Raw genomic sequence first — 15733 nt, forward strand, 5'->3', positions numbered from 1 at the left:
CCCATAGCGCGAGTGGAACCATGCACACCGACCTGTGGAATCACGCCCTGGCCCTGTACGCCAGGCCCGGCGTAGAAGCCGCCTGCCTAGAACTGCAGGCGCTGGGTGGCGATGTCTGTCTGCTGCTGTGCGCAACCTGGCTGCAGGTGCGTGGCGTGGCCGTGCGAGAGCAACGCGTGACAGTATTGCGCGAGATTACCGAGCCCTGGCAGCGCGACGTGATCAAGCCATTGCGCTGCTTGCGCCAACAGTGGCAAGCAGCAGCGCAAAGTGATGCGCAGCTGGCGGTGTTGCGTGAGCAGGTGAAGGTATTGGAATTACAGGCCGAGAAGGCCTTGCTGGAGCGCCTGCAGGAGCGTTCGCGACAGTGGCCGGTTGGCGCCCATGAGCCCACGGATGGCTGGCTGGCCCGGCTGGCGCCGGACCAGGCCCGCCACCACGACGCGCTGGTTGAGTTGCGCGTCGCGGCGGCAGCGCTTCAGGACGCCGAAGACGGTGCCTGAACCGGGTTGCTGGCAGGTGCCGATGGCGCTACCGAAGCTGCCGGCGTGGCCGAGTTGGTCGCAGCGGCTGGAGTGCTGGCGGCTGGCGTAGCTGGTTTGGCTTCGGCTGGCTTGCTGGCAACAGGCTTGGCAGTTGCTGGTTTGGCAGCCGTACGTGCTGGGGCCTTGGCAGCAGCGGGTTTCGCGGCCGGCTTGGCGGCAGCGGGCTTGGCTGCAGGCTTGGCAGCGGCAGTGGCCTTGGCGGCTGGCTTGGCTGCAGGTTTGGCAGCAGCAGTGGCCTTGGTGGCTGGCTTGGCCGCAGGTTTGGCAGCAGCACTGGCCTTGGCGGCTGGCTTGGCTGCAGGTTTGGCAGCAGCACTGGCCTTGGCGGCTGGCTTGGCTGCAGGTTTGGCAGCGGCAGTGGCCCTGGCGGCTGGCTTGGCTGCAGGTTTGGCAGCGGCAGTGGCCCTGGCGGCTGGCTTGGCTGCAGGTTTCGCTGCAGCAGCCTTGGTGACGGGTTTGGCGGCTGCCGGTTTGGAGGTCTTGGCAGCACGCTGGTCAAGCGCCTTGGCTGCAGCTTCGCGAACCTTGCCTACACCTTGGGCCAGCTTGAGGCTGTCCTGCGCATCGCGCTTGAGTTGCTGAATATAAGAACGAGTCTGGGTTTGACGTTCCTTGAGGGAATCGAGCAGTTCTTCAAGTTCGCCAATGGCTTTTTGCGCCTTGGTCTGCGCCTTGGCTTTACCTGCCTTGGCCGCGTCTTGCAGTTTCAGGCGACCGTTGTGCAGTTTTTCCTGGGCCTTGCCACGCTGCTTTTCCAACTTGGCCAGCAGTTTTTCCGCATCAGCCAGCGCTTGCGAGCAGGCATCTTCCAAGTGTTCGAGCAAGCTGCCCGAAAGTTGCTGGAGCAGGTGTAACGGCGTGCTTACTGGCTTCTTTTTAGCCGACATGGTTTACCTCCTGGCTGACGAGATTGCGGCTCATACTATGCTTCTGCTGCTACCGCCGCTAGGGCATGTTGACAGTATTGTTTACGCCGCGTTGCATGCCTGGGCAAAGTTGTTATCTTGCAGCTCCGAGCAAGTGTAGTTGCTGAATAAATCATTGCTGATATTTGGCAATTATCTGTATTGCACATCCGTCTGTAGGAGCGGCCTTGTGTCGCGATGGGCTGCGGAGCAGCCCCTGGGTTTCAGCACCACCGCAGATATTGCCGGGGCTGCTTCGCAGCCCTGTCGCGACAAAAGGCCGCTCCTACAAGGACAGCGAGCACACAATACAAAACTGAACACTGGCATACTTCCCCGCTCATTGGCGCAGGAACTGACCATGCCTCGATATCTTGTTTTAGGTTTATGCCTGCTGGCACCCATCGCCCTGGCCGACAGCGAAGAACATGACCTCGCCTACAGCATCGGCGCCAGCCTGGGTGAGCGGCTGCGCCAGGATATGCCGGGCCTGCAGCTGGATGCGCTGGTAGAAGGCCTGCGCCAGTCCTACCAGGGGCAACCGCTGAAACTCGAAAAGGCACGCATGCAGGCCTTGCTCCAGCAACAGGAAGCGCAGGAAGGCGATGCCGCCATCCAGAAACTTCAAGCTGCCGAAACACGCTTCATGGCCAACGAGCGTGGTCGCCATGGCGTACATGAACTACCGGAGGGCGTGCTCTACAGCGAACTGCAAGCAGGTATGGGCGCGCAGCCCAAAGCCGGTGGCAAGGTGCAGGTGCGCTACGTGGGCAGGCTGCCAGACGGTTCGGTGTTCGACCAGAACCAGACGCCCCAGTGGTTCAGCCTGGACTCGGTAATCGAAGGGTGGCAGGTGGCCTTGCCAAAGATGCGCACCGGCGCCAAATGGCGCCTGGTGATTCCCTCAGCGCAAGCTTATGGCGCCGAGGGCGCGGGCGACCTTATAGAACCCTATACACCCTTGGTGTTCGAGATCGAACTGCTGGCGGTTGGCGACTGACGCCAACCCTCAGGCCTGGACCGCGCCTTCTTCCTTGTGCGCGTTGTGCAACACTTCGATCAGGCAGTCTTCCAGTTCGAAGCGCTCGTGCAGCAGGCCACCCAGCTTGCCCAGCTTTTCGGCAAAGCGTTCGGTGTCCTTGCACTCACCCTTGGCGCAATGGTCATTGAAGGCCAGTGCGATCTGCGTACTGTCGTTGATCCGTGGGTTGATCTCTTCCGCCAGCTTCAGCGCCTTCTGGTCGCCGAAGGCCTTGGCCTCACTGACCAACTGCTCGCAGACTTCGAAATGCCACGCCGAAACGTAGTCCACAAGGAGCGCGCAAAACTCCCCGTTCGTGTCCTTGTCGGCGAAGGCCGGCCTGGCATCGCGCAGTGCGCGGAAAGCCTGCACCAGTTCCTGGCGCTCCTCCAGCCAGCGGTCGATCAGTTTGTGAACCCCACCCCAGCGTTCCTGAGCGTTCTGACAACTATCGAGCATGGCGATCTCTTCCCTTCTGGGTAGATGCCGCTGCACCTCGCACCACGACCGTGCAGCACAAAGGTGACATCAGCAGGCGGCATCGAGCAGTTGTGTTTTCGGTATGCGTGCTGGGAGATTATTCCCGCGCGTGCTGCCCTTCAAGGTACGCAGCGGACAAAGTTCATACAAGTGTTTAATACCCTGTTACACGGCCATTGGTCGTGCCAATGGTGCAACCTTGCGCCAGGTCATGTTCTCGCCAGTGTGCGGAAACGATACGCCAGCAGGCAACTCAAGGGCAGTACCGCCAGCAGCAGGAAGGCCAGCAGGCTCCACTCGGGCAGGGTCAGGTCGAGAAAGCTCCAGGTCAGCGAGTTGCAATCCGGCCCACCGAACAACAATTGCCGAGCCGCCTCGCCCCAGGATTGCTCGAACAGCCGCCCGAGCGGCACAGGGCAGACAGAGATGGCCCCGTCATCCCCTTGTAACCAGACATGTCGCGCTGCCAGCAACGCCCCAGCCAGGGAACACCCCAGCGTTGCCCGCGCGTAACAGCGAATGCCCGCCGTACCCGGTGCGTGCAGCACCGCCGCCAGGCACAGCAGCGCGTATACGCCCAGCAGCAGCCGCTGGCTGAAACACAACGGGCAGGGCACCAGGCCCAGAACGTTTTCCAGGTGAAAGGACGCGGCCAGTACCGCCAATGCAGCAAGGCAGGCAGGTAGGAAAAAGGTGCGTAAACGGGCCGGCAACATGGGCGGTGAAGGTCCCGGGATAATGAGGTGGCTTGAAACGGTAGAGGAAAGACGCGCTTTGTTTCAAGGCGCGACAGCAACGACAAGTCGCTGAATCGCGAAGGAAATTTCCAATCATGAAGTAGGAAATATCTGAAGAAATGGACTGCAGATCTAACTTACATCGAAAGAAAAGTTACCCGCCCCCGGGGCCCGCACCTTTGCGCGGGCCCCAGGGTAGGTCAGGCGCGTACGCCTTCGGGCAAAGGCAGGGCTAGCAGGCGCTCGTCCAACAGGCCGAGGCCCTCCTGGAACAGCTGGTTGCTGCGCTCTGTTTCGCCAAGGCCGGCGAGCAGGCGCGCCAGCTCGGCACAGGCCTCGGGGTTGCGCTCCATGCGCAGGCTGCTTTCCAGGTAGTCGCGCGCTTTGCCCCACAGGCGGTTCTGCAGGCTCAGACGGCCTAGGGTAAGCAGCAGGCTGGCGTCTTGCGGGTGGGCCTTGAGCCAACCTTCGGCAGTTTGCAGCTGGCGCGCAGGGTCATCGCCGCGCACCAGGCCATACAGGCGGGCCAAGTGGCTTTCGTATTCACGCTTCAGGGCAGTGCGTAGCACTTGTTCGGCTTCGCTCTGGGCGCCCACCTGGCGCAATTGCTCGGCATAGGCCAGCACCAGCTGTGGCTCCTGGCGCTGGGCTGCGGTCAGCTGCTGCCAGGCGCGCTCCAGGGCCTGACGGGCACCTTGCGCGTCCTCGCCACGGGTGGTGGCCAGGCTCAGGTTCTGGCCCCAGGCACGTTGCTCCAGGGCAGCCAGCTCGGCGGCAGGCAGCACCTTGCCCTTGCGCAGGTCGGGCAGCAGGCGAATCAGTGCCGACCAGTCGCCGCGCTCCAGGTACAGGCGCTGCAGCAAGCGCAGCACCTGACCGTTGTGCGGGTGGCGCTCCTGCATGGCCAGCAGGGTTTCCAGGGCGCCGTCGCTTTCGCCACGGTCCATCTGCAACTGTGCATGAGTAAGGGCGATAGCCAGTTCCGCTTGCGGCTGGCGCTCCAGGGCACGTTCAAGCAGGTTGTCGCTGTCCTCGGTTCGGCCTTGCTCGTTGGCAGCACGCGCGGCACCGAGGTAATACAGCAACGGCTGGCGCTCGGCCTCGGCGGCACGATGCAGATGCCGCTGGGCACTGGCCCAACGGCCCTCGGCGAGGTCCAGTTGGCCCTGCTCGATGGCCAGACGAACGCGCCGGCTGCGATTACGCCGGGACCACGGGTTGACCACGCCGCTGGAGGTCAGCACCAGGCCGACCAGATAGCGCACCAGCCACAGCAGCAACACCACAGCCAGCAAGCCGGCCAGTGCCGCCCACAGCCCCGACTGGTAGCGGAAGCTGCCATACGAGATCAGCACGTAGCCGCTGTGCTTGGCGACCGCAATACCCAGCGCCGCGGCGACCACGATCGCCAGCACGGCCAGCAGGTAGACACGCTTCATGGCTTGCCCCCTTCAGCCTCGGCCGGCAGGTGGCGGCGCTGTATATAGGCCTGCACTGCGGCCAGGCTTTCACTGAGGTCAGGGGTTACCACCGACACCGGCTGCTCGGCCAGGGCATTGAGGCTGTCAAGCATGGCCTTGCTTTGCGGGTTGTCGGCGTTGAAGTTGGCCAGCAGCACGCTGCGAGCGTCGTCCAGCGCCTGGGTGTAGACCTTGCTATCGCCATTGAGCGCTGCCCACTGGGCCTGCTCGATGGTCAGGCTCAGGGCCAGGCGCAGCTGGTTCAGTTGCTGCCCGGCCAGCAGCGGGCGCACGTTGTCATCGGCGTTGAAGTCGATCTGGAAGTACTTGGAGATCTCGGCCCACCACTGGGACAGGCGACTGGCGCCATCACCATCGGCGGTTAGCGCGCCCAGGGCATCGGCATTGGTGTCGAACTCCGGCGACTGGGCGCTGAGTTGCTGCACCAGCTCGCGCTGAGCCGCCAGTTTCAGGAACAGGCCGGTACGGTCCGGTTGCTGGGTGCTGTTGAGCGTGGCCAGGCTGCGCGCCAGTTGCTCACGGGCGGCGAAAGCACCCGGATCACTCTGCTCGCGCAGGATCTCGTCGGCACCCTCTACCAAGGCCTTGGCACTGGTGATGTCCTGCAGCGCCGACAGGCGCAGGGTGGCGAGGCGCAGCAGGTGCTCGGCCTCGGCCAGGCGCCATTCCTTGCGGCTTTCGCCCAGTATGGTTTCCAACCGCTGGCTGAGGCGTTGCTGATCGCCTTGCAGTTGTGCCACCAGGCGGCGGCGGTCCTCCAGCTCGCTGGCCGCCGGCAGGCTGGCCAGTTGCGCGCTGATCTGCTGTTCACGCTGCTGCAGCGCCTCGGCGCGCTGGTTGAGCGCCTCGATGTGCTGGCCCTGGTTGAATTCGCTGCCTTGCAGTTGACGTACCTGCCAGACACCCCAGCCACCTACCGCTACCCCGGCCGCGCCCAACAGCAGGGCCAGCGTTGCCAGACCACTGCCGGAGCGCTTGGCAGGTGGAGCGGTGACGGGTTCCGCCGGCGCCTGTGCCGACGGCTGATCGTTATTGGACAAGACAGTCTCGCTCACGTATCCATCCTTTGCATGGGGGCGCATCGCGTTCAGCTTAGCGCCTTAAGAGGCAGGTGCAGCGCTGCGCTGCACGGCTGCCAGCAAGGCCATGGCACTGGCGCCACGGCAATCCACAACCTGTTGGGCTCCGGCGGCCCTTGCCTGATCGGCAACCCGAGGGCTGGGCACGAACAGCGGCAGACGCGCGAGCTGCGGCCAATCGGCGCCGGCCATCTGCTGCAAGTGTTCAAAACCCTGCCCACTGCTGACCACCAGGCCATTGAGGCGTTCCGCTTCGATGCGGCGCATCAGGGTGCCCACCGGGTAAGCCGGCAGGCAGCGACGATACAGTTCCAGATAATCGACACTAGCACCTTGCTCTGCAAGACGCTCTGCCAGCAGTTCGCGACCTCCCACACCACGAACGATCAAGATCCGTGGTGCCGGCACGGCAACTGCCTGGCGCAGGGCCGGCAGCGCCAGCAACGCTTCGCTGTCATCGCCACGTGGGGGGAAGCTCACCGCCAGGCCCGCACCCTGCAGCACGGCGGCGGTCGCTTCACCCACGGTGAACCAGCCTTGCACCGGGGGCTGCAGGCCGGCATCGGCCAGTTGCTCAAGCAACAACCGGGCTGCCGGCTTGCTGACCACGATGATCGCCTGGAAGCCCTGCAGGCCTTCCAGCAACAGGCGTTGCTGGTTATTCACAACGACGGGCTCGATAGCCAGCAGCGGCAGGCAGCTGCTGGCTATCCCCTCCGCTGCCAGGCTTTGCGCCAGTGCCGCACAGTCCTCGGCAGGCCGGGTCAGCAACAGGCGCCACGAACTCACGGGTGGCCGGCCTCGCCGTAGACTTCCTTGAGGATGGCCTCGGCGCCCTGCCCCAGCAGGTCCTCGGCCACCTGCACGCCCAGGGTTTCGGCGGCAGTACGTGGTGCGCGGGCATCGGCCACCAACAGGGTACCGCCGCTGGGTTGGCCTACCAGGCCACGCAGCCACAGCTGGTCACCTTCAAGCACCGCATAGCAGGCAATCGGTACCTGGCAGCCACCATTCAGGCGCTTGTTCAGGGCACGCTCGGCCACCACCCGGTCGGCAGTATCGGCATGGTGCAGCGGCGCCAGCAGTGCATGGATTTCGTGGTCGGCACTGCGACATTCGATACCCACCGCACCCTGGCCGCCTGCCGGCAGGCTGTCATCGACGCTGATGGCGGAAGTGATGCGGTCCTCGAAACCCAGGCGAATCAAGCCGGCAGCGGCAAGGATGATAGCGTCGTACTCACCGGCATCCAGCTTGGCCAGGCGGGTGTTGACGTTGCCACGCAGGAAGCGGATTTCCAGGTCCGGGCGACGCGCCAGCAGCTGAGCCTGGCGGCGCAGGCTGGAGGTACCGACGATGCTGCCGGCAGGCAGCGCTTCGAGGTTGTCGAAGGTATTGGAAACGAAGGCATCGCGCGGGTCTTCGCGCTCACAGATGCAGTACAGGCCCAGGCCTTCAGGAAAGTCCATGGGCACGTCCTTCATCGAATGCACGGCGATGTCGGCTTCATTGTCCAGCAGGGCGGTTTCCAGTTCCTTGACGAACAGACCCTTGCCACCGATCTTCGCCAGCGGCGCGTCGAGGAGCTTGTCGCCACGGCTGACCATGGGCACAAGGGTCACCAGCAGACCGGGGTGGGCCTGCTCGAGGCGGGCTTTGACGTATTCGGCCTGCCACAAGGCCAAGGCACTTTTACGGGTGGCAATGCGGATTTCGCGAGTGGACATGGAACGCCCCGATCCAGAGAAATGCTGCCGATGATAACAGCATCGCCGGTATCGCTAGCAGATGTGGATCAGGATCCTGTGCTCACCTGTACCGTCCAATCGCCGGCAAGCCAGCTCCCACAGAAGCCGTGCAAGGCTCAACGCTGACGCTATACCTGTGGAGCTTGTCAGCGATTGGGCCGGTCCAGGCTCAGAGGGTCTGCATCATCTTGCGCACACCGGCCACGTGGCGCCGGCTGACGGTCAGGGCGTCTCCGTCCAGGCCTTTCAGGTATAGCTGGAAATGCCCCAGCGGCGTGCGCTGCAGGCGTTCGATACGCTCACGGGCGACCAGCGCATTGCGGTGGATACGCACGAAGCGTTCGCCAAACTCGTCTTCCAAGGCCTTGAGCGGCTCGTCGAGCAGGACCTCCCCGGCCTCATGGCGCAAGGTCACGTACTTGTGGTCGGCAATGAAATAGATCACCTGTGGCAAAGGGATCAGCTCGATGCCTTTGCGCGTGCGGGCACTGATGTGGCTACGCGGGCCGCCACCTTCATTGGCTGGCCTGGTGAGCGCCGCCAACTGGGCCCGGTTGGGCTTTTCAGCCTTGCGCAAGGCATCGCGCAAGGCTTGGGCCTGGAAAGGTTTGGTCACATGGCTGAGGGTACTGTCCTTGAAAGCCTCGGCACCGTATTCATCGTCCCCGGTGCAAAACACCACCGCCGGCGGCGCCTCGCGCTCGCACAGGCGAGCAGCAACCTGCAGGCCGTCCAGGCCAGGCATGCCGATGTCCAGCAGGACCACATCGGGCTTGAGGCTTTCGATCAGCGCCAAGGCCTCTTCGCCGTTGGTGGCGCTAGGCTCCAGCACGGTGTAGCCCTCCAGTTCGCCGAGCAGCCGGCTGAGGCGCTCACGGCCTTGGGGTTCGTCATCAACGATCAGGACATTCATAATTGCGCTGGATTCCTGAATGAGTCTCGCACAGGTATAGCGTAGACAGGTATGGTTCGAGCGACACTGAGGTCACGCTCTAGACCGGTGCGATGGCCAAAGATTCACTCGGCCGGCAGATTCACTGCCAGTCCTCTGTCCAACTGTAGACGGTCCGTGGAACACTGCCGTTCATTCCTGCAAATCCTTCTCTGTCGTTTTCCGAGCATTTCTATCGACCAGCGCCCTGCGGCGGCCAGTCCAACCCTGCTATCATCGGCGGCACTTTTTCGTTCACGCCTGCAATGAGTGAATCCATGAGCACCGACAAGACCAATCAGTCCTGGGGCGGCCGCTTCAGTGAGCCCGTCGACGCCTTCGTCGCCCGTTTCACCGCCTCGGTCGATTTCGACAAGCGCCTGTACCGCCACGACATCATGGGTTCGATCGCCCATGCCACCATGCTGGCGCAGGTCGGCGTGCTCAGCGATGCCGAGCGCGACACCATCATCGATGGCCTGAAAACCATCCAGGGCGAGATCGAGGCCGGCACCTTCGACTGGCGCGTCGACCTCGAAGATGTGCACATGAACATCGAGGCACGCCTGACCGACCGTATCGGCATCACCGGCAAGAAGCTGCACACCGGCCGTAGCCGCAACGACCAGGTGGCCACCGACATTCGCCTTTGGCTGCGCGATGAAATCGACCTGATCCTGGCCGAAATCACCCGCCTGCAACAGGGCCTGCTGGAGCAGGCCGAGCGTGAAGCCGAAACCATCATGCCCGGTTTCACCCACCTGCAGACGGCCCAGCCGGTCACCTTCGGCCATCACCTGCTGGCCTGGTTCGAGATGCTCAGCCGCGACTATGAGCGCCTGGTCGACTGCCGCAAGCGTGCCAACCGCATGCCCCTGGGCAGCGCCGCGCTGGCAGGCACCACCTACCCGATCGACCGCGAACTCACCTGCAAGCTGCTGGGCTTCGAAGCCGTGGCCGGCAACTCGCTGGACGGCGTGTCGGACCGCGACTTCGCCATTGAATTCTGCGCCGCCGCCAGCGTGGCGATGATGCACCTGTCGCGCTTCTCCGAAGAGCTGGTGCTGTGGACCAGCGCGCAGTTCCAGTTCATCGACCTGCCAGACCGCTTCTGCACTGGCAGCTCGATCATGCCGCAGAAAAAGAACCCGGACGTGCCGGAACTGGTACGTGGCAAGAGCGGCCGCGTGTTTGGTGCCCTGACCGGCCTGCTGACCCTGATGAAAGGCCAGCCGCTGGCCTACAACAAGGACAACCAGGAAGACAAGGAACCGCTGTTCGACGCCGCCGACACCCTGCGCGACTCGCTGCGTGCCTTTGCCGACATGATCCCGGCAATCAAGCCCAAGCACGCCATCATGCGTGAAGCGGCCCTGCGCGGTTTCTCCACCGCCACCGACCTGGCCGACTACCTGGTACGCCGTGGCCTGCCGTTCCGTGACTGCCACGAGATCGTGGGTCATGCGGTGAAATATGGCGTGGACACCGGCAAGGACCTGGCCGAAATGAGCCTGGACGAACTGCGCCAGTTCAGCGACCAGATCGAGCAGGACGTGTTTGCCGTGCTGACCCTGGAAGGCTCGGTGAATGCCCGTAACCACATTGGTGGTACCGCGCCGGCGCAGGTGCGTGCGGCCGTCGCCCGCGGCAAGGCGCTGCTGGCTTCGCGTTAAGGCCTCAAGGCGAGGGCTTTGCCCTCGATCGCCGGCAAGCCAGCTCCCACAGGTATAGCGTGACCCTCAAGGTAAGCACTGTAACTGTGGGAGCTGGCTTGCCGGCGATGGGCTGCGAAGCAGCCCTTGCTTTTAGCGTTTACCGCTGCGAATCATCTCCATGAAGGCCGGCATCGCCGCCTCCTTGTCCGCCACGATCCGCGCCATGTGCGGGTTGTCGCCCATCAGCTGCAGCAACGCCTTGGCCTGCGGGAAGTCTGCCAGGAAGTCGATGTTCAGCACCTTCTTGCCCACCGCGCAGGCCAGATCGACCGAGAAGCAGAACATCAGGTCTGCCAGGGTCAGTTGCTCACCCGCCACATAGGGCGTGAAGCGGCCGTTGCGCTTGAGCGTGGCAAAACCGGCCAGCAGGTCGGCACGGGCTTTCTCCTTTATCAGTGGCTCGACCTGCATACCAAAGAAAGACTCGGCATAGCAGGTACGCGCCGGCAGCTCGATGTACAGCTCGATTTCCTTGAGCAGCTCGCGCACCTTGGCTTGCCCGAACGGGTCGGCCGGCAGCAGCGCCTTGCCGCCTTGAGTCTGCTCGATATAGTCGAGGATCACGCTTGTTTCGCTGAGGAAGCCGTGTTCGGTCTGCAGCACCGGGACCTTGCCTCGCGGGCTCACTTCCAGCGCCTGTGGCGCCTGGCCGCCATAGAAGGTGACTTCCTCGAAGGGCAGGCCTTTTTCCAGCAGGGCCAGCTTGACCATGTTGTAGTAGTTGCTGACCGAGAATCCATGAAGCTTGAGCATGAGGTAACAGCCTCCAGGCCGTAAGGGGTTGGCCCGGCATTTATAGACCGTACGCCCGCCCCTGACCAGCGTCATGCGCCCCGTCAATGCCCGGGCATTGCCGCCACGGGCGTGGCACACTGTGCCTCCACATCACAGGAGTACCGCCATGAGCGAGCCCACCGACATCGACAATGACGACGACGAAGCCTTCGCCGAGGCAACGCTGACCCAGGCCATCGAAAACCAGATAGAAAGCGGCGAGCCGCCAGCGGCCAAGGCCACCTTCAACAAGCTGACCCTGGTTGGCTATGAGCGTGAAGACATTCTCAACCTGATGGCCCACGTGCTGGCCTTCGAGATCGATAACATGCTTGTGGAGGACCGCGCGTTCAATGGCGAATGGTACGAGAATGCCCTGCGCGCGCTGCCGGAGCTGCCGCCTGAGATGGATCAAGGCGAGGACGAATAACCCGGCTACACTCGAAGATCAGGCACCGTAGAACGGTGCCGTCATCCTTGTCTGGAAGTCAGGAGTCGCCATGCCTTTTACCCCCGATCTGATCGCTGAACTGGAAGTACTTTCGCTGTTCAAGCACGACAGCAGCCAGGAAGGCATCAAGATTCACAAGAACGCTTCCCCCGCACTGGTAGCCGCCGCGCAGCGCCTGTATGAAAAGGGGCTGACCGATCAACCTGATGGCGGCTACCTGACCAGCCTGGGTCATGACGCTGTCGAAAGTGTCCAGTTGCTGCAAAACATCCTGAAGGCGCCACAGCCGGCTTGAATGGCGGTCTTGCTCAAACTTTGAAACTCGCGCGGTCCCTGTGGGAGCGGCTTTAGCCGCGAATACCGGCGAAGCCGGTGCCATACACCGCGCCGCTTGCTTCGCGGGTAAACCCGCTGCCACAGGGGGCCGCGCTAGCCTGTCAGGCGATCAGTTAGCCGCTGCCCTGCGCTTTTCCACCAGGCGCGAGCGCCCGTACAGGAACACGATGGCCAGCAAGGCCAGCGCCTGCGCCGAAAGCGAGTAGGCGTCAGCATGAATCCCCAGCCAGTCGAACTCGAAGAACGCCACCGGCCGTGTGCCAAGTACCCCGGCCTCTTGCAGTGCCTTCACGCCATGCCCGGCAAACACCACCGACAAGGCACATAGCAGCGCTGCGTTGATGCTGAAGAACAGCGACAGCGGCAGCTTGGCCGAACCACGCAGAATTACCCAGGCCAACCCCACCAGCAGCACAAGCGCCGTGGCACCGCCCGCCAGCACCGCCTGGTGCCCGGCTGGGCCGGCCTGCAGCCACAGGGTTTCGTAGAACAGGATCACTTCGAACAGTTCGCGGTAAACCGAGAAGAACGCCAGCACGGCAAAACCGAAACGTCCGCCACCACTGACCAGGCTGCTCTTGATGTAGTCCTGCCACGCGGCCGCATGGCGGCGGTCGTGCATCCACACGCCAAGCCACAGCACCATCACCGCAGCGAAAAGCGCCGTGCAACCTTCCAGCAGTTCGCGCTGAGCGCCACCAACGTCGATCACATAGGCTGCCAGGGCCCAGGTTGCAAAACCGGCCACCAGTGCCAACCCCCATCCGATGTTGACGCTGCGCACCGCCGACTGCTGGCCGGTATTGCGCAGGAAGGCCAGGATCGCCGCCAGCACCAGAATCGCCTCCAGGCCTTCGCGCAGCAGGATCAGCAAGCCGGATACAAAGCTCAGCGACCAGCTCAGGCCATCGCTGCCGAGCAGTTTGGAAGCCTGCTCGAGCTTGGCCTTGGCTTCGCTCAGGCGTTGCTCGGCCTGGGCCACGGGCATGCCGTCCTGCAGCGACTGACGATAGGCCATCAGCGATTTTTCGGTGTCCTTGCGCGCCTGGGTGTCGATATTGTCCAGCGAGCTTTCCACCAGTTCGAAGCCTTCCAGGTAGGCCGCTACTGACAGGTCATAAGCCTGGTCGTGATCACCTGCGCGGTAGGCCGCCAGGCTCTTGTCCAAGGTGCTCGCGGTGTACTCGAGCAATTGCGCCGGGCCACGTTTGACCTGTGGCGGTTGAGCGCGCTGGGCGCGAAACGCTTCTACGACCGCAGGGCCTTCGTTGGCGGCGACTTCGGCCGGGGTCTGGCGAGCCAAGTCGCCAATGTTCCAGGTCTTGTCGCCTTTGCCGGCTTCTGGCTTGGCGGTGAAGCTGGCGATGTAAGCGGCTACGTCCCAGCGCTGGCGGTCGTCCAACTGGTCGGCAAAGGACGGCATCTCGGTGCCATCGATGCCCAGGGCCAGGGTGTTGTAGAGGTCGAACAGGCTCAACTGGTCGAGGCGGGAGACATCGCGCAGGTTGGCGGGTGCAGGCTCAAGGCCCACGCCGGCCGGGCCATCGCCAGCGCCGGTGTCGCCGTGGCAGATCGAACAGTTTTGCGCGTACAACGAAGCGCCGCGGGCCGGGTCCGGGGTAATCACCGGAGCCTGGCTGACCTCATAGGCCACCGCCAGACGAGCGCCCAATTGGCGGGCCTGTTTGGCGACAGCCGGGCCGTCCTGACGCTGGTCGATGGCGTGGCGCAACGCCTGGATGCCTTGCTCCAGAGCAGCTTGCTCGGCGTTTGCAGGCAAGCTTTTGACCAGCTCGGCCAATACCGCGCTGAACTCTTGCTGCTCGCGGTATTCGCCATCGTCGATGACCTTGCCGTCTTGTACGGTCGGCGGGTAGTCGGCGCCAATGTAGTCCAGCAGGTGCAGGGCCTTGGTGGCCTCGGCGGAGGCCTCGGCCTGCGCCAAGGTGCTGCACAGCGCCAGCACCGGGCCGAGCAATATAACCGGCAGCCAGGCAAGCAGACGGGAACGGGTTTTCATGGCCAGTCTCGAAGGGAATGCGAAAGAGAACATTGTTCACTTCCACTTAGCTTCGCTCAAGGGTGCCGGGCGGATTTCATGAAAAATCTTGCTACAAATCAGATGAAGAGGGGGAATGCGCTGAACCTGTGGGAGATTCTGTCTTGTGTTGCCTGCCCACAGGTATTGCACATGGCTTGAGGGAGATGCGCTCGTGGTGGGAGCTGGCTTGCCGGCGATGAAGGCTGCGCCGATGTCACTGGAAACACCGGGTACCAATTGATTGGTTATTCGCAGATCCATAGCCACTAGCCTGAGGAGCAAACCATCAGGAGACAGGGAACATGGATCGCCCCCACTCAGTTCAGTTACGGCTTGGCCGTTTTTCGGAAACCAGTCGATTGTATCTGCTTACCAGCACAACCCTTGACCGGGCCCCAATATTCAATGACTTTCACTCGGCCCGCTTGCTGGTTGCCGAGTTGCGCCAGGCTGAAGAGGAAGGTGCCGTAAGATCGCTGGCCTGGGTGGTGATGCCTGATCACTTTCATTGGCTGGTCGAGCTTGGACCGGGCAGCCTGAAGCGCTTGATGCGCAGGGTGAAATCTCGCAGCACCATGATGATCAACAGGTATCAAGGGCGAAGCGGCCAGCTCTGGCAGAAGGGATTTCATGACCGAGCATTGCGCCGGGAGGAGAATGTGCAGGCGGTGGCGCGGTACATTGTCATGAATCCGAAGCGGGCAGGATTGGTCGCGAGGGTGGGGGATTATCCGCATTGGGATGCAATTTGGCTTTGATGGGGCTTTGCCTGTCAGGGCCCTATCGCCGGCAAGCCAGCTCCCACAGAGTACTCGCCTCATCGCCGGCAAGCCACACAGGTAAGTCACAGGACTCGATAGCAGTGGCGTACAAGTGTGGGAGCTGGCTTGCCGGCGATGGGCCGCACAGCGGCCCCGAGGTTTTTAGGGTTATTGAAGAACCTTGTTCATCCCCCGCTCCATATCATCGATCAAGGCCTTGGCCATCTCGCTTAGTATCCGCGCAGCGCTACCGGCAATGCGGTCGTTTTCCATTTCCGCTTCGGTGGTCAGGTGGCGAATACAGCCCAGCAGCACAGATAGCTGCGAGAAAGCATGGCTGAACGGCACATTTGGCTGCAGGCGGAACAAGTCGAAGGTTTCCACACCTGCGGTTGCAGAGTCTCTTGGATCATCGCTCATCGGGTCGCTCCTTGATCGTGGCGGGTTGCATGGGTGCGGTCGCACACGGCATTGATCAGGCGGCAGAGCAATCGAATATTCATGCCCATGGCATTGCGCATGTCGCCGGGAGGGTTGTCGAGCAGGACTGTGGTGGTGTGGTCGATGGTCAGGGTGATGGCGCTGATCAGCACTTCGCAGCCTTTGGGGCTGAGTGGATCGATTAGTGAGAGCGCGGGAGGGTCGAGTAGAAGCAGATCGGTAACTGGTGGATCGGGGACGAGCTTGTTCATGGCGGAACTCCGTATGGGGGATTGAACTGCTCTCCT

General features: G+C 62.9%; 18 protein-coding genes. 6 read left to right on the top strand and 12 right to left on the bottom strand.

All coding sequences use genetic code 11. The features are described from left to right. Nucleotides 1-20 precede the first annotated feature (20 nt). Nucleotides 21-503 (top strand): TIGR02444 family protein, encoded by a 483-nt coding sequence (locus IRZ77_RS12130; protein ID WP_046616421.1) that lies wholly within the window; start codon nt 21-23, stop codon nt 501-503. On the opposite strand, the gene IRZ77_RS12135 is transcribed toward IRZ77_RS12130, so the two are convergent. Continuing rightward, a complete protein-coding gene (locus IRZ77_RS12135) occupies nt 479-1432 on the bottom strand; it encodes an AlgP family protein (RefSeq protein WP_196173575.1) in 954 nt (317 codons plus the stop codon). The two genes, IRZ77_RS12130 and IRZ77_RS12135, sit on opposite strands and share 25 nt — an antisense overlap. 379 nt (nt 1433-1811) lie before the next feature. Between IRZ77_RS12135 and IRZ77_RS12140 the strand changes: the two genes are divergently transcribed. Then, nucleotides 1812-2450: an FKBP-type peptidyl-prolyl cis-trans isomerase gene (locus tag IRZ77_RS12140; protein ID WP_135003043.1), complete on the top strand. Its 639-nt coding sequence runs from the start codon at nt 1812-1814 to the stop codon at nt 2448-2450. Nucleotides 2451-2459: 9 nt separating this feature from the next. Here the strand turns inward: IRZ77_RS12140 and IRZ77_RS12145 are convergent, their stop codons facing one another. From IRZ77_RS12145 to IRZ77_RS12170, 7 genes are all read right to left on the bottom strand, one after another. After that, a complete protein-coding gene (locus IRZ77_RS12145; RefSeq protein WP_046616425.1) occupies nt 2460-2930 on the bottom strand; it encodes an Rsd/AlgQ family anti-sigma factor in 471 nt (156 codons plus the stop codon). Between the two features lie 230 nt (nt 2931-3160). Next, entirely contained in the window at nt 3161-3667 is a 507-nt protein-coding gene (locus IRZ77_RS12150) for a disulfide bond formation protein B (protein WP_135003044.1), read from the bottom strand. Nucleotides 3668-3888: 221 nt separating this feature from the next. Next, a complete protein-coding gene (locus IRZ77_RS12155; RefSeq protein ID WP_046616427.1) occupies nt 3889-5127 on the bottom strand; it encodes a heme biosynthesis protein HemY in 1239 nt (412 codons plus the stop codon). Continuing rightward, the gene (locus IRZ77_RS26940) at nt 5124-6224 is read right to left on the bottom strand and encodes a uroporphyrinogen-III C-methyltransferase (protein WP_046616428.1); all 1101 of its coding nucleotides are present in this window, start codon (nt 6222-6224) and stop codon (nt 5124-5126) included. The genes IRZ77_RS12155 and IRZ77_RS26940 overlap by 4 nt, the downstream gene beginning before the upstream one ends. A gap of 45 nt (nt 6225-6269) precedes the next feature. Continuing rightward, a complete protein-coding gene (locus IRZ77_RS26945) occupies nt 6270-7037 on the bottom strand; it encodes a uroporphyrinogen-III synthase (protein ID WP_328315028.1) in 768 nt (255 codons plus the stop codon). Next, nucleotides 7034-7975, bottom strand: a complete 942-nt coding sequence (gene hemC, locus IRZ77_RS12165) for a hydroxymethylbilane synthase (RefSeq protein ID WP_046616430.1) — start codon at nt 7973-7975, stop codon at nt 7034-7036. The genes IRZ77_RS26945 and hemC overlap by 4 nt, the downstream gene beginning before the upstream one ends. A gap of 190 nt (nt 7976-8165) precedes the next feature. Next, nucleotides 8166-8909: a LytR/AlgR family response regulator transcription factor gene (locus IRZ77_RS12170; RefSeq protein WP_015268539.1), complete on the bottom strand. Its 744-nt coding sequence runs from the start codon at nt 8907-8909 to the stop codon at nt 8166-8168. 296 nt (nt 8910-9205) lie between these two features. On the opposite strand from IRZ77_RS12170, the gene argH reads away from it, so the two are divergent. Next, nucleotides 9206-10600: an argininosuccinate lyase gene (gene argH, locus IRZ77_RS12175; protein ID WP_025337274.1), complete on the top strand. Its 1395-nt coding sequence runs from the start codon at nt 9206-9208 to the stop codon at nt 10598-10600. Nucleotides 10601-10732: 132 nt separating this feature from the next. Here the strand turns inward: argH and IRZ77_RS12180 are convergent, their stop codons facing one another. Beyond that, nucleotides 10733-11395, bottom strand: coding sequence for a glutathione S-transferase (locus IRZ77_RS12180; RefSeq protein ID WP_046616432.1), 663 nt, complete (start codon nt 11393-11395; stop codon nt 10733-10735). 148 nt (nt 11396-11543) lie between these two features. Here IRZ77_RS12180 and IRZ77_RS12185 point away from each other — a divergent pair, with 148 nt between their 5' ends. Further along, nucleotides 11544-11846: a hypothetical protein gene (locus tag IRZ77_RS12185; RefSeq protein ID WP_046616433.1), complete on the top strand. Its 303-nt coding sequence runs from the start codon at nt 11544-11546 to the stop codon at nt 11844-11846. A gap of 70 nt (nt 11847-11916) precedes the next feature. Then, a complete protein-coding gene (locus IRZ77_RS12190) occupies nt 11917-12162 on the top strand; it encodes a TIGR02647 family protein (RefSeq protein WP_046616434.1) in 246 nt (81 codons plus the stop codon). A 150-nt stretch (nt 12163-12312) separates the two neighbouring features. On the opposite strand, the gene IRZ77_RS12195 is transcribed toward IRZ77_RS12190, so the two are convergent. Further along, nucleotides 12313-14256 carry an FTR1 family protein gene (locus IRZ77_RS12195; RefSeq protein WP_085599880.1) on the bottom strand — a complete coding sequence of 648 codons (1944 nt, stop codon included), beginning with the start codon at nt 14254-14256 and terminating at the stop codon, nt 12313-12315. 290 nt (nt 14257-14546) lie between these two features. On the opposite strand from IRZ77_RS12195, the gene IRZ77_RS12200 reads away from it, so the two are divergent. Continuing rightward, entirely contained in the window at nt 14547-15002 is a 456-nt protein-coding gene (locus IRZ77_RS12200) for an REP-associated tyrosine transposase (RefSeq protein ID WP_085599878.1), read from the top strand. A gap of 171 nt (nt 15003-15173) precedes the next feature. On the opposite strand, the gene IRZ77_RS12205 is transcribed toward IRZ77_RS12200, so the two are convergent. Further along, nucleotides 15174-15425, bottom strand: a complete 252-nt coding sequence (locus tag IRZ77_RS12205; RefSeq protein WP_023662451.1) for a DUF3077 domain-containing protein — start codon at nt 15423-15425, stop codon at nt 15174-15176. Continuing rightward, complete coding sequence (locus tag IRZ77_RS12210; RefSeq protein WP_196173577.1) at nt 15422-15697, bottom strand: hypothetical protein; 276 nt, start codon at nt 15695-15697, stop codon at nt 15422-15424. The genes IRZ77_RS12205 and IRZ77_RS12210 overlap by 4 nt, the downstream gene beginning before the upstream one ends. Nucleotides 15698-15733 lie beyond the last annotated feature (36 nt).

Source organism: Pseudomonas pudica, from assembly GCF_015680405.1.
Taxonomy (GTDB): Bacteria; Pseudomonadota; Gammaproteobacteria; order Pseudomonadales; family Pseudomonadaceae; genus Aquipseudomonas; species Aquipseudomonas pudica.

Bases quoted from the DNA above. Each gene is read 5' to 3' on its own strand.
- IRZ77_RS12155 (WP_046616427.1), bottom strand. From the start codon at position 5,127: ATGAAGCGTGTCTACCTGCTGGCCGTGCTGGCGATCGTGGTCGCCGCG.
- IRZ77_RS12190 (WP_046616434.1), top strand. From the start codon at position 11,917: ATGCCTTTTACCCCCGATCTGATCGCTGAACTGGAAGTACTTTCGCTG.
- IRZ77_RS12130 (WP_046616421.1), top strand. From the start codon at position 21: ATGCACACCGACCTGTGGAATCACGCCCTGGCCCTGTACGCCAGGCCC.
- IRZ77_RS12185 (WP_046616433.1), top strand. From the start codon at position 11,544: ATGAGCGAGCCCACCGACATCGACAATGACGACGACGAAGCCTTCGCC.
- hemC (WP_046616430.1), bottom strand. From the start codon at position 7,975: ATGTCCACTCGCGAAATCCGCATTGCCACCCGTAAAAGTGCCTTGGCC.
- IRZ77_RS12195 (WP_085599880.1), bottom strand. From the start codon at position 14,256: ATGTTCTCTTTCGCATTCCCTTCGAGACTGGCCATGAAAACCCGTTCC.
- IRZ77_RS12210 (WP_196173577.1), bottom strand. From the start codon at position 15,697: ATGAACAAGCTCGTCCCCGATCCACCAGTTACCGATCTGCTTCTACTC.
- IRZ77_RS12150 (WP_135003044.1), bottom strand. From the start codon at position 3,667: ATGTTGCCGGCCCGTTTACGCACCTTTTTCCTACCTGCCTGCCTTGCT.
- IRZ77_RS12180 (WP_046616432.1), bottom strand. From the start codon at position 11,395: ATGCTCAAGCTTCATGGATTCTCGGTCAGCAACTACTACAACATGGTC.
- IRZ77_RS12170 (WP_015268539.1), bottom strand. From the start codon at position 8,909: ATGAATGTCCTGATCGTTGATGACGAACCCCAAGGCCGTGAGCGCCTC.
- argH (WP_025337274.1), top strand. From the start codon at position 9,206: ATGAGCACCGACAAGACCAATCAGTCCTGGGGCGGCCGCTTCAGTGAG.
- IRZ77_RS12205 (WP_023662451.1), bottom strand. From the start codon at position 15,425: ATGAGCGATGATCCAAGAGACTCTGCAACCGCAGGTGTGGAAACCTTC.
- IRZ77_RS12145 (WP_046616425.1), bottom strand. From the start codon at position 2,930: ATGCTCGATAGTTGTCAGAACGCTCAGGAACGCTGGGGTGGGGTTCAC.
- IRZ77_RS12140 (WP_135003043.1), top strand. From the start codon at position 1,812: ATGCCTCGATATCTTGTTTTAGGTTTATGCCTGCTGGCACCCATCGCC.
- IRZ77_RS12135 (WP_196173575.1), bottom strand. From the start codon at position 1,432: ATGTCGGCTAAAAAGAAGCCAGTAAGCACGCCGTTACACCTGCTCCAG.
- IRZ77_RS12200 (WP_085599878.1), top strand. From the start codon at position 14,547: ATGGATCGCCCCCACTCAGTTCAGTTACGGCTTGGCCGTTTTTCGGAA.